The sequence below is a fragment of the Klebsiella sp. GW_Kp182 genome (genome assembly GCF_040062275.1).
Taxonomy (GTDB): domain Bacteria; phylum Pseudomonadota; class Gammaproteobacteria; order Enterobacterales; family Enterobacteriaceae; genus Klebsiella; species Klebsiella michiganensis.
On the sequence record NZ_JBEAFQ010000003.1, the window covers coordinates 103460 to 115201 of the forward strand.

Genomic DNA, 11742 nt, shown 5'->3' on the forward strand with positions numbered 1-11742 from the left:
AAGCGCCGCCCGGCGTATAATTCCAGGACAGGATCCCCACTCATGGCATACACCACCTTTTCACAGACGAAAAATGACCAGCTCAAAGAGCCGATGTTCTTCGGTCAGCCGGTGAACGTCGCCCGCTACGATCAGCAAAAATATGACATCTTCGAAAAGCTGATTGAAAAACAGCTCTCCTTCTTCTGGCGTCCGGAAGAAGTTGACGTTTCCCGCGACCGTATCGACTATCAGGCGCTGCCGGAACACGAAAAACACATTTTTATCAGCAACCTGAAATATCAGACGCTGCTGGACTCCATCCAGGGCCGCAGCCCGAACGTCGCCCTGCTGCCGCTGATTTCAATTCCGGAGCTGGAAACCTGGGTGGAAACCTGGGCGTTCTCGGAGACCATCCATTCGCGCTCCTACACCCATATCATCCGCAATATCGTTAACGATCCGGCGATGGTGTTTGACGATATCGTCACCAACGAGCAGATTCAGAAACGCGCGGAAGGCATTTCCAGCTATTACGATGAATTGATTGAGCTGACCAGCTACTGGCATCTGCTGGGCGAAGGCACCCACAGCGTGAACGGTAAAACCATTACCGTGAACCTGCGCGAGCTGAAAAAGAAACTCTACCTGTGCCTGATGAGCGTGAACGCGCTGGAAGCCATCCGTTTTTACGTCAGCTTCGCCTGCTCTTTCGCCTTTGCCGAGCGCAAGCTGATGGAAGGTAACGCCAAGATTATCCGTCTGATCGCTCGCGACGAAGCGCTGCACCTGACCGGCACTCAGCACATGCTGAACCTGCTGCGTTCCGGCGTCGACGATCCGGAGATGGCTTCAATCGCCGAAGAGTGCAAACAGGCGTGCTACGACCTGTTCGTGCAGGCGGCGCAGCAGGAAAAAGAGTGGGCGGATTATCTGTTCCGCGACGGTTCGATGATCGGCCTGAACAAAGATATTCTCTGCCAGTACGTTGAGTACATTACCAACATCCGCATGCAGGCGGTAGGTCTCGATCTGCCGTTCCAGACCCGCTCCAACCCGATCCCGTGGATCAACACCTGGCTGGTGTCCGATAACGTGCAGGTCGCGCCGCAGGAAGTGGAAGTCAGTTCTTACCTCGTCGGACAGATCGATTCCGAAGTCGACGCCGACGATCTGAGCAACTTCCAGCTCTGATGAAACGCATTTTTTTGAAGATTTCTGACACTCGCCTTGAGTGTCAGGATGAACATCCCTCCCTGCTGGCGGCTCTGGAATCGCACAATATCGACGTGGAGTATCAGTGCCGCGAAGGCTACTGCGGTTCCTGCCGTCTACGGCTGGTTTCGGGCCAGGTTGACTGGCTCACCGAACCGCTGGCGTTTGTCCAGCCGGGAGAGATTCTGCCCTGCTGCTGCCGGGCAAAAGGCGATATCGAAATTGAGATGTAAGCCAGTCTGAAACGCATTCCCATTCTTTACAGGGTTCGTTTTTTACGAACCCTGGGTTCGTCTTCCTTTCCCTGTTCACCTCCCCCCACTCCGCCTACTCTACCTGTATAAGCCACCGGATAAGGCCATCAGCAATGGTCGCAGCAACGCTGACTGATGCTCTGCGTCACGACATTCATGAGGAGAGAAAAAATGGCTTCCGTCAAACAGGAAAACTGCGCCAACGGACTGAAAAAAGCATACGACGTCATCGTGGTCGGCGGGGGTTCTGCGGGTGCAGTACTCGCCGCACGTCTGAGCGAGAACCCCGATTGCCAGGTAGCGCTGCTGGAAGGCGGCCCCGTTTTTGCCCCTGATGCCTGGCCGGACGAGCTGGCGCAAAGCCACTCTGTTGGTGGCGGCGATTACGTCTGGGAGCGCGGGGTAGCAACGGGAACCGATCACACGGCCGGTCACCTGCGGGCAAAAGTACTTGGCGGCGGGTCAACGATCAATGCCGGCGCGTTTGTTCGCGCCCCCAAATCTGATTTTGACCGTTGGGTCAAGCGCGGCCTGAGCGACTGGTCGTTCGATAAGGTCTTACCCTGGTTCAAACGACTTGAAAACGCCGACTATGGCGACGATCGCTGGCATGGTCGCCACGGCCCGGTTCCGGTGCGGTTACCGGCGCTGGAAACGCTCAGCCCGGCAAGCCAGGCGTTTTATCATGCTTGCCGCGCTCACGGCTTCGCCGCCGTTGACGATATCAACGGCGCGCAGCAGCACGGCGTCGCGGTCTACCCGGTCAATGTTGTCAACGGCATCCGGCAAAATACCGCCATGGTCTACCTGACGGCAGACGTTCGCGCGCGCAAGAATCTGTCGATTGTCGGCATGACGGTCGTGGATAAAGCGTTGATTGAAGGTTCGCGCGTGAACGGCGTACAGCTGGCGGACGGAACACAGATCGCTACCGACAACGTATTCCTGTGCGCCGGCGCGGCCGGTACGCCAGCGATTCTGTTGCGCTCCGGCATTGGCCCTGCGGACGATTTACGCCATCTCGAGATCACGGTGAAACAGGATCTCCCCGTTGGGCGCAACTTGCAGGAACAACCCGTGAACGGGATCATGCTGGCAACGTCCGCTGAGCATGCCAGTTATCCCCCTATAGGCACAACGCTCTGGACGCAATCTTCGCTGGCGGCAGCCAACGAACTGGATCTCTATATCAGCAATAACCACTTCGTAGATCCTGAACTATTTCCACATGGTGCGGGTTTCCAGCTCTTTTTCACCGTGGCGCGCCCCTTTGCCCGCGGGCGTCTGACTTTGGCGAGCCGCAACCCGCTGCTCGGCCCCCGTATCGATCTCAATTTACTGGGCGACGAGCGCGACGTCACGCGAATGGTCGAAGCGGTGAAATTATCCCGGGCGCTGGTGCAGGAAGGTCCGCTACAGGCGCTGGTGATTGGCGAAGTCCCGATGGTAAAAGGCGGTACACTGGCAGAAACTGACCAGCAGATAGCAGAAGAACAGCGTAAGACGGTGAAAAGTAACCTGCACCTCAGCGCGACCGCGCCGATGGGGAACGAAAGCGATCCCATCGCCGTCGTGGACGCCTGCGGGAAAGTTTTCGGTATTGCCGGGCTGTTTGTCGTCGATGCCTCGCTGTTCCCGGACGTTCCCTCTCAGGCGACCAATCCGGATGCGATCATGGCGGCAGAATATCTCGCCAGCCGTTTTTCTGGCGCATAGAACGAGGCATAGTCAACCGCAAGACCCGAAAAAGGAGCGCCTGTGTGAACAAGTTCGTGGAGATGAGCACGTTTGTTTCGGTTGTTGAGTCTCTGAGCTTTGTCGGCGCGGCGGCAAAATTGGGGACATCAAAATCGGTAGTCAGCCAGCGCGTCAAGATGCTGGAGAAACGGCTTGGCGCCAGCTTACTGGAGCGCGGGCCACGGCTTAGCCTCACGGAGGCGGGCCTGCTATTTTATCAGGAGTGCGTGCGGCTGCTTGACGAAGTCACGCTGGCAGAAGAGGCGGTGGCCCCGTCACGCAGCGAGCTTCGGGGCGGGCTGCGGATTGCCACCTCGCATACGTTTATGACCACTCATTTATCGACGATTCTGGCCGGTTTTATCCGCGACCATCCGGGGTTGTCTCTCGATATCGCGACGGAGGATCGGCAGATCAATATGCACCAGCCCGACTTTGATATCGCCATCCGCCTCGGTCTCGTCCCGGACTCAACGCTCATCGCCCGAACGCTGGCGCGCAACCTGACCTGGCTCTGCGCCAGCCCGAACTATCTGTCGCAACGGGGCACTCCTTTGCATCCTGTTGAACTGGAGCAGCACGACGGGCTGCTATATACCCATCGCGCGCCGGGCGGCTGCTGGCAGTTGCTGCATAACGGGCAGCGTCAGACCTGGCGGGTCAAAAATCGTCTGCGTTCGGATAACGCCTTCAGCCTGCTGGAGGCCGCCAGAATGGGGCTTGGGATTGTGGTCATGCCGCTATTTTTAGGCGCTGAAGCGATAATGCGGGGAGAGCTAAAAATTGTTTTACCCGACTGGCAGCCGGAGGGTGGCAACATTGTGGCGCTGTATCGCCAGACGCGTCGCGCTTCGCCAGTGATTCAGGCGCTGGTCAACGAGGTAGCGGAAAAGCTGGGGCCAGAGCCAGAGTGGGAAAAACAGTTACGACTGGCCGGGCTGCTGCCCCTCTGAATCAGGGGCGCAAGCGCCCCTGATTAATGGCTTAGTTTTTATTGAGGAACTTCACCGCCTTATCCGGGAAATCCGTAAACAACCCGTCCACGTCCGCCTGGTTATACAGAACGTCGTAAAGCTGATTCACGTCCGCTGCATACGCAGGCAGCTGATCCGCGCGGACCGTATACGGATGTACCTGCATGCCGCTGGCATGGGCTTCTTTCACCATCGCCGTCAGCTTCACGTGACCCGGCGTCGAGCCTTCCGCCACCAGCATATGGTAGTCCGGGCCAATGCCGTCAGCATACTGCGCGATCTGCGCCATCGCCCCCGGTTTGAACATCCAGTCATAGCTGTAGTTCACCCACTTGCCGTCGGCCTGCCTCTGCTGGGTCTCATTCCAGTCGGTATAGGCGATAAGCTGCACCAGATTGAGATCCATCCCCATTTTCGGCTCCAGCTCCTGCTTGATGCGCTTGAGCTCGTTGGCGTCAAAGCACTGCAGATAAACCTTATCCTGCTTGCCGGTATAGCCATATTTCTTCAGCACGTTCAGCGTGCTGGCGGCAATATCCTTGCCTTCCTGATGGTGGAACCACGGCGCTTTGATCTCCGGATAGATGCCGATGTTTTTGCCGGTCGAATGGTTCAGCCCCTGCACAAACTCAATCTCCTCTTCAAAGGTATGAATACGGAAATCAGATTTACCCATCGGGAAACGGCCCGGATAAGTTTGCACGTTCTTGCCATCTTTCGGCTCAAACCCTTCGGTAAACTTCAGCGACTTTATCTCGGCGAGGGTAAAGTCGATGGCGTAGAAGCGGCCATCTTGACGCGCCCGCTGCGGGAAGCGCTGGGCCACGTCGGTCACCCGATCCAGATAGTGGTCATGCAGCACCACCAGCCGGTCGTCTTTCGTCATCACCAGGTCTTGCTCGAGGTAGTCCGCCCCCTGCGCGTAGGCCATCGCTTTCGCCGGCAGGGTATGTTCCGGCAGATAGCCGCTGGCGCCGCGGTGGGCGATAACGATTTTATCCCCCGCGACGGCGCTGAAAGAGAGCGCCGTCGCGGCCAGCAGCATTCCGCTCATCAGGGTGGTTAATGTGCTTTTCATCGCCGCTCCTTAAGCTTGTTTCATCTGTTGGTGATGGCGTCGTTCACCCAGCATCACGATAATCAGCAGCAGAACCGCCAGCACGCTGCCGCCGATCATCACCATAAAGCCGCCGTCCCAGCCGAAGAAATCGACGGTATAGCCAACGATGGCGCTCGCGGCCACGGAGCCGCCGAGATAGCCAAACAGGCCGGTGAAGCCCGCGGCGGTGCCGGCGGCTTTTTTCGGCGCCAGCTCCAGCGCATGCAGGCCAATCAGCATCACCGGACCGTAAATCAGGAAGCCGATGATGATCATACAGGCCATATCCACGCCCGGGTTACCCGGCGGGTTCAGCCAGTAGACGACGGTGGCGATGGTGACCAGGGTCATAAAGAAGACGCCGGTCGCGCCGCGGTTGCCTTTAAACACTTTATCCGACATCCAGCCGCACAGCAGGGTGCCCGGGATCCCCGCGTATTCATAAAGAAAGTAGGCCCAGGACGATTTATCCAGCGCGAAGTGCTTAACCTCTTTCAGGTAGGTCGGCGACCAGTCAAGAATGCCGTAGCGCAGCAGATAAACAAACACGTTGGCGACGGCGATGTACCACAGCAGCTTGTTCGGCAGGATGTACTGCATAAAGATCTGCTTTGCGGTCAGCTCTTCTTCGTGCTTCTCGCTGTAGTCGTCAGGATAATCGTTTTTGTACTCTTCGATCGGCGGCAGGCCGCAGGACTGCGGAGTATCGCGCATCATCGCGAAGGCGAAAATCGCCAGCAGGATCGCGCCGAAAGCCGGCATATACAGCGCCGCGTGCCAGTCGTTAAACCACGCCATACCCAGCAGAAACAGCAGCGGCGGGATCCCGCCGCCGACGTTGTGCGCGCAGTTCCATACCGAAACAATACCGCCGCGCTCTTTCTGCGACCACCAGTGCACCATCGTACGTCCGCACGGCGGCCAGCCCATTCCCTGGAACCAGCCGCACAGGAACAGCAGGACGAACATCACCATAATGCTGGAGGTCGCCCAGGGGACGAAGCCCATCACCAGCATCACCAGCGCGGCAAGGATCAGGCCTGCCGGTAAAAAAATGCGCGGATTCGAACGGTCAGAAACCGAGCCCATGATGAATTTCGAAAATCCGTAGGCGATAGAGATACCGGAAAGCGCAAAGCCGAGATCGCCGCGGGAGAACCCCTGCTCGATAAGATAGGGCATCGCCAAAGCAAAGTTCTTACGAACCAAATAGTAAGCGGCATATCCGAAGAAGATACCGATAAAGATCTGCCAGCGTAATCGACGATATAGCGGATCGATTTCCGCCGTTGGCAAACGCGCTTTATGCGCTGCGGGTTTAAATATACTTAACATATCAGCCTCCGTGGCCATTGCTGTTCTTCTGACGTCGTCGCAAAAAAACGTAATTTATTCACTGACTTCTGATTTGGTCGCGATAGTAGGCAAAGCGTAAATCTAATACTGTGAAATGTCGCACACTTTGTTACAGAAATATGACAGAACTTTCCAATATGCGCATAAAGTCACAACAAACGCTCGAATTACGCGCAAATATGCTCGAAATCAAACATTAAACGCGGTCGATATGGCTAAATGATGTAAAACGAACACAGAGGACAGGGAGATGGCCGATAGTCGTGAATATGACGTCATTATTATTGGCGGCGGCGCCACCGGCGCCGGGATCGCGCGCGACTGCGCGCTGCGCGGGCTGAAGGCGGCGCTGGTTGAGCGCTACGATATCGCCACCGGGGCGACCGGCCGTAACCACGGCCTGCTGCACAGCGGCGCGCGCTATGCGGTAACCGATAGCGAATCGGCGCGGGAGTGTATCAGCGAAAACCGCATCTTACGCCGCATCGCCCGGCACTGCATTGAGCCCACCAGCGGCCTGTTTATTACCTTGCCGGAAGACGATCCGGCGTATCAGCACACCTTTATCACCGCCTGCCAGCAGGCGGGTATTGAGGCCCAGCCTCTGACGCCCGCCGAGGCGCTGCGCATTGAGCCTGCGGTTAACCCGGCGCTGCTCGGCGCGGTGCAGGTCCCCGACGGCACCGTCGATCCTTTCCGCCTCACCGCCGCAAATATGCTCGATGCCCGCGAACATGGCGCCGCTATCCTCACCGGCTGCGAAGTCACCGGCCTGCTGCGTCAGGGCGATCGCGTCCATGGCGTCACGATCTACAACCATCAGCTCCGTGAATCGCGCACGCTGCGCGCGCAGGTGGTGGTCAACGCCGCCGGGATCTGGGGGCAGCGCATCGCAGAGTATGCCGACCTGCGCATCTCGATGTTTCCGGCAAAAGGATCGCTGTTAATCCTCGACCACCGCATTAACCGTCAGGTTATCAACCGCTGCCGCAAACCGGCTGACGCCGATATCCTGGTGCCCGGCGATACTATTTCGCTGATTGGCACTACTTCGATGCATATTCCCTATGACGAAATTGACGACAACCGGGTAACGGCCGAGGAGGTCGAAACGCTGCTGCGCGAAGGGGAAAAGCTGGCGCCGATCATGGGGCGGACGCGGGTACTGCGCGCCTACTCCGGCATACGTCCGCTGGTCGCCAGCGATGACGATCCCAGCGGGCGCAGCGTCAGTCGCGGTATTGTGCTGCTCGACCACGCCCGGCGCGACGGCCTGGAAGGCTTTATCACCATCACCGGCGGTAAGCTGATGACCTATCGTCTGATGGCGGAGTGGGCCACGGATGCGCTCTGCAGCAAGCTCGGAAATACCGTCCCCTGTACGACCGCCGATACGCCGCTGCCGGGCTCGCAGGAGCCGGCGGAAGCCACGCTACGCAAAATCATCTCTTTACCTGCGTCGCTGCGCGGGTCGGCCATCTATCGCCACGGCGATCGCACCCCGGCCTGGCTTGGCGATAGCCGCCAGCACCGCAGCCTGGTCTGCGAATGCGAGGCGGTGACCGCCGGCGAGGTTCAGTACGCGGTCGAAAACCTGGCGGTGAAAAACCTGCTCGACCTGCGCCGCCGCACCCGCGTCGGCATGGGAACCTGTCAGGGCGAACTGTGCGCCTGCCGCGCCGCCGGGCTGCTCGCGCGTTTTAACGTCACCACTTCCGCTCGATCCCTTACCCAGCTGTCTCAATTTTTGAACGAACGCTGGAAAGGCGTCCAGCCGGTGGCCTGGGGGGACGCGCTGCGCGAAAGCGAGTTCACCCGCTGGGTCTATCTCGGCCTGTGCGGATTACAAAAGGAGCATCAGGATGAAGTTTGATTGCGCCATCATCGGCGGCGGCCTCGCCGGACTGCTCTGCGGGCTGGCGCTCAACCAGCGCGGCCTGCGCAGCGTGATTATCAGCCGCGGCCAAAGCGCCCTGCACTTCTCTTCCGCCTCGCTGGATTTGCTTACCACGCTGCCGAATGGCGACACCGTCACCGATGTCGCTCACGGCATCGGCCAGCTGGCCCGCCAGCTTCCCGAACATCCCTATGCCAGGCTCGGCGCCGAACGGGTGATGGATTACGCCCGCCAGAGTCAGGCGCTGTTTGCCGACTGCGGTATCGCCATGCAGGGCGACGCCAGCCAGCCGCATCTGCGCGTGACGCCGCTGGGAACCTTACGCGCGGCCTGGCTATCTCCGCAGGAAATCGCCACCGCGCCGCTGCCCGCCAGCGGCGTCGGCGTGGTCGGCATCAGCGGATTCGGCGACTTCCAGCCGCATCTTGCCGCCGCCTCTCTGAACCAGCACGGCGTGACCGCCGAAGCCCATGAGATAGATTTACCTCTCCTCGATGTGCTGCGCGATAGCCCATCCGAATTTCGTGCCGCCAATATTGCCCGCCGGCTGGACGATGAAGCGCACTGGCCGGCCCTGCTGGCGGCGCTGCGCCCGCTGGCGCAGCGGCATAATTTACTGATTATGCCCGCCTGCTTTGGCCTCGCCAACGATCGCCTGTACCAGTGGCTGCAGCAGCGCCTGCCCTGCCCGCTGCGCCTGCTGCCTACGCTGCCGCCGTCGGTGCCGGGGATGCGCCTGCACGCCCAGCTGCAGCGGCAATTTATCCGCAGCGGCGGGACCTGGCTGACCGGGGATGAAGTCATCGATATCAGCCACCGCAACGGTAGCGTTAACGCGATCTGGACGCGCAATCACGGCGATATCCCGCTGCGCCCGCGCTTCGCGGTGCTGGCCAGCGGCAGCTTTTTCAGCAACGGGCTGGTCGCCGAGCGCAGCGGCGTGCGCGAGCCGATCCTCGGCCTTGACCTGCAGCAGACGCTGCCGCGCGAGCGCTGGTATCAGCAGGACTTTTTTGCCTCTCAGCCCTGGCAGCGTTTCGGCCTGAAAACCGATGCGGATCTGCGCCCGCAGCTTCAGGGGCAGACGCTGGAAAATCTGTTCGCCGTAGGCGCGATCCTCGGTGGTTTTGACGCCATCGCGCTGGGATGCGGCGGCGGCGTTTGCGCGGTGACCGCGCTGCATGCCGCTGGGTTAATCGGCGAGCTTGCCGGAGGTGAATCATGAACGACACGCGCTTTGAACACTGTATAAAATGCACCGTTTGCACCACCGCCTGCCCGGTCAGCCGGGTTAATCCGCGCTATCCGGGGCCAAAACAGGCCGGGCCGGACGGCGAACGCCTACGCCTGAAAGACGGCGCGCTCTACGACGAGGCATTGAAATACTGCATCAACTGTAAACGCTGCGAAGTTGCCTGCCCTTCGGACGTCAAAATTGGCGATATTATCCAGCGAGCACGCATGGAGCACGGTCGGCAAAAGCCCACGCTGCGCGATGCGATCCTCAGCCATACCGACCTGATGGGCACCCTCTCCACGCCGTTTGCCCCGCTGGTCAACGCCGCCACCGGGCTGAGGCCGGTACGCCAAATCCTTGATGCCGCGCTTAAAATCGATCACCGCCGCACGCTGCCGAAATATGGCTTTGGTACCTTTCGCCGCGCGTATCGTCAGCTGGCCGCCCGGCAGGGGCAGTACGCCGAGCAGGTGGCGTTTTTTCACGGCTGCTATGTGAACTACAACAATCCGCAGCTGGGCAAAGATCTTATCCGCGTGTTCAACGCCATGGGCATCGGGGTGCAGTTATTGAGCAAAGAGAAATGCTGCGGCGTACCGCTGATTGCCAACGGTTTTTTTGCGAAAGCGCGCAAGCAGGCGCTGAGCAACGTCATCGCGATGCGGGAAAATAGTCTGCCCATTATTGCGACTTCATCGACCTGCACCTTTACGCTGCGCGATGAATATCCGCATCTCCTTGATATCGATAATCACGATATCCGCGACCGGATTGAGCTGGCGACCCGCTGGCTCTGGCGCCAGCTGGATAATGGGCGGCCTCTGAAGCTAAAAACGCTGCCGCTGAAGGTGGTCTATCACACGCCCTGCCATATGGAAAAAATGGGCTGGTCGCTGTATACCCTTGAGCTATTGCGGCTGATCCCCGGCTTGCAGCTGGAGGTACTCGACTCGCAATGCTGCGGTATTGCCGGCACATACGGCTTCAAGGCGGAGAACTACGACTCATCGCAGGCGATGGGCGCGCCGCTGTTCCGGCAAATTGAGGAGAGCGGCGCGGATCTGGTGGTGACCGACTGTGAAACCTGCAAATGGCAGATAGAGATGTCCACCAGCAAACGCTGCGAACATCCCATCACCCTGCTGGCACAGGCGCTGGCCTGACGCCAGCGCCTGCACCGGGGGGCTAGTAGCTCCCCTTTCCCTCCGCCTGTTCGGCTACCGGTTTGAACATCGCCAGCCGTTTATCCAGCGCGCTGGTGTAAAGGTTGGTATCGACGCCAACGGCAACAAAATTCGCCCCCCACGCCAGCGCTTTGTGCGCCATCTCCGGATCGACGGCAAGGAATCCGGCCGCCTTACCCGCCGCACGAATGCGGCGGATGCTCTGTTCAATAACCCGCTGCACTTCAGGATGACCGGCGTTATCCGGGTAGCCCAGCGAGGCTGACAGGTCCGCCGGGCCGATAAACACGCCGTCAATGCCCTCCACTTCAAGGATCGCATCCAGATTATCGAGAGCCGTTTTACTCTCTACCTGAATCAACAGGCACAGCTCATCGTTGGCCTGCGCCATATAGTTTTCGACCCGTCCCCAGCGCGCGGCGCGGGCCACTCCGGCCCCCACCCCGCGGGTACCCAGCGGCGGGTAGCGGGTAGCCGAGACAATCTCCCGCGCCTGTTCGGCGGTATCGACCATGGGAATCAGCAGCGTTCTGGCGCCGATATCCAGCACCTGTTTAATCAGGCTGCGATTGCCCTCTACCGGGCGAATGACCGGCTGGCTGGCGTAGGGCGCAATGGCCTGCAGCTGATGATAAAGATCCTGGATGGTATTGGGCGCATGTTCGCCGTCAATCAGCAGCCAGTCGTAACCCGAGGTGGCGGCAATCTCAGCCATATAAGAAGAGGTCGAGCTCAGCCACAGGCCAATTTGCGCTTCCCCTTGTAATAATCCCGCTTTAAATGGGTTCGATAAAATTGCGTTCATAGTTC

General features: G+C 59.3%; 10 protein-coding genes. 7 read left to right on the forward strand and 3 right to left on the reverse strand.

What is annotated here, in order from left to right; genetic code table 11:
- Positions 1–42 precede the first annotated feature (42 nt).
- The 4 genes from nrdB (at position 43) to ABLU88_RS04905 (ending at position 4138) form a co-directional block, all read left to right on the forward strand.
- Positions 43–1173 carry a class Ia ribonucleoside-diphosphate reductase subunit beta gene (gene nrdB, locus ABLU88_RS04890; RefSeq protein WP_004852757.1) on the forward strand — a complete coding sequence of 377 codons (1131 nt, stop codon included), beginning with the start codon at positions 43–45 and terminating at the stop codon, positions 1171–1173.
- On the forward strand, positions 1173–1427 hold the full coding sequence (yfaE, locus tag ABLU88_RS04895; RefSeq protein WP_004104002.1) for a class I ribonucleotide reductase maintenance protein YfaE: 255 nt from the start codon (positions 1173–1175) through the stop codon (positions 1425–1427). The genes nrdB and yfaE overlap by 1 nt, the downstream gene beginning before the upstream one ends.
- Positions 1428–1619: 192 nt before the next feature.
- Entirely contained in the window at positions 1620–3164 is a 1545-nt protein-coding gene (locus ABLU88_RS04900) for a GMC family oxidoreductase N-terminal domain-containing protein (protein WP_025106704.1), read from the forward strand.
- A gap of 44 nt (positions 3165–3208) precedes the next feature.
- A complete protein-coding gene (locus ABLU88_RS04905) occupies positions 3209–4138 on the forward strand; it encodes a LysR substrate-binding domain-containing protein (protein WP_348836192.1) in 930 nt (309 codons plus the stop codon).
- Between the two features lie 31 nt (positions 4139–4169).
- On the opposite strand, the gene glpQ is transcribed toward ABLU88_RS04905, so the two are convergent.
- The gene (glpQ, locus tag ABLU88_RS04910) at positions 4170–5237 is read right to left on the reverse strand and encodes a glycerophosphodiester phosphodiesterase (protein ID WP_064374516.1); all 1068 of its coding nucleotides are present in this window, start codon (positions 5235–5237) and stop codon (positions 4170–4172) included.
- A 9-nt stretch (positions 5238–5246) separates the two neighbouring features.
- The gene (gene glpT / locus ABLU88_RS04915; protein ID WP_004852762.1) at positions 5247–6593 is read right to left on the reverse strand and encodes a glycerol-3-phosphate transporter; all 1347 of its coding nucleotides are present in this window, start codon (positions 6591–6593) and stop codon (positions 5247–5249) included.
- Positions 6594–6864: 271 nt separating this feature from the next.
- On the opposite strand from glpT, the gene glpA reads away from it, so the two are divergent.
- Genes glpA through glpC form a run of 3 tightly spaced genes read left to right on the forward strand, consistent with a single transcriptional unit; the run spans position 6865 to position 10911 of the window.
- Positions 6865–8487: an anaerobic glycerol-3-phosphate dehydrogenase subunit A gene (glpA, locus tag ABLU88_RS04920; protein WP_265810430.1), complete on the forward strand. Its 1623-nt coding sequence runs from the start codon at positions 6865–6867 to the stop codon at positions 8485–8487.
- Entirely contained in the window at positions 8477–9736 is a 1260-nt protein-coding gene (gene glpB / locus ABLU88_RS04925; protein ID WP_038424727.1) for a glycerol-3-phosphate dehydrogenase subunit GlpB, read from the forward strand. Before glpA ends, glpB begins: the two co-directional genes overlap by 11 nt.
- Entirely contained in the window at positions 9733–10911 is a 1179-nt protein-coding gene (gene glpC, locus ABLU88_RS04930; protein ID WP_014230225.1) for an anaerobic glycerol-3-phosphate dehydrogenase subunit GlpC, read from the forward strand. The genes glpB and glpC overlap by 4 nt, the downstream gene beginning before the upstream one ends.
- A gap of 22 nt (positions 10912–10933) precedes the next feature.
- On the opposite strand, the gene yfaU is transcribed toward glpC, so the two are convergent.
- The gene (yfaU, locus tag ABLU88_RS04935) at positions 10934–11737 is read right to left on the reverse strand and encodes a 2-keto-3-deoxy-L-rhamnonate aldolase (RefSeq protein WP_014839099.1); all 804 of its coding nucleotides are present in this window, start codon (positions 11735–11737) and stop codon (positions 10934–10936) included.
- Between the last annotated feature and the right edge of the window lie 5 nt (positions 11738–11742).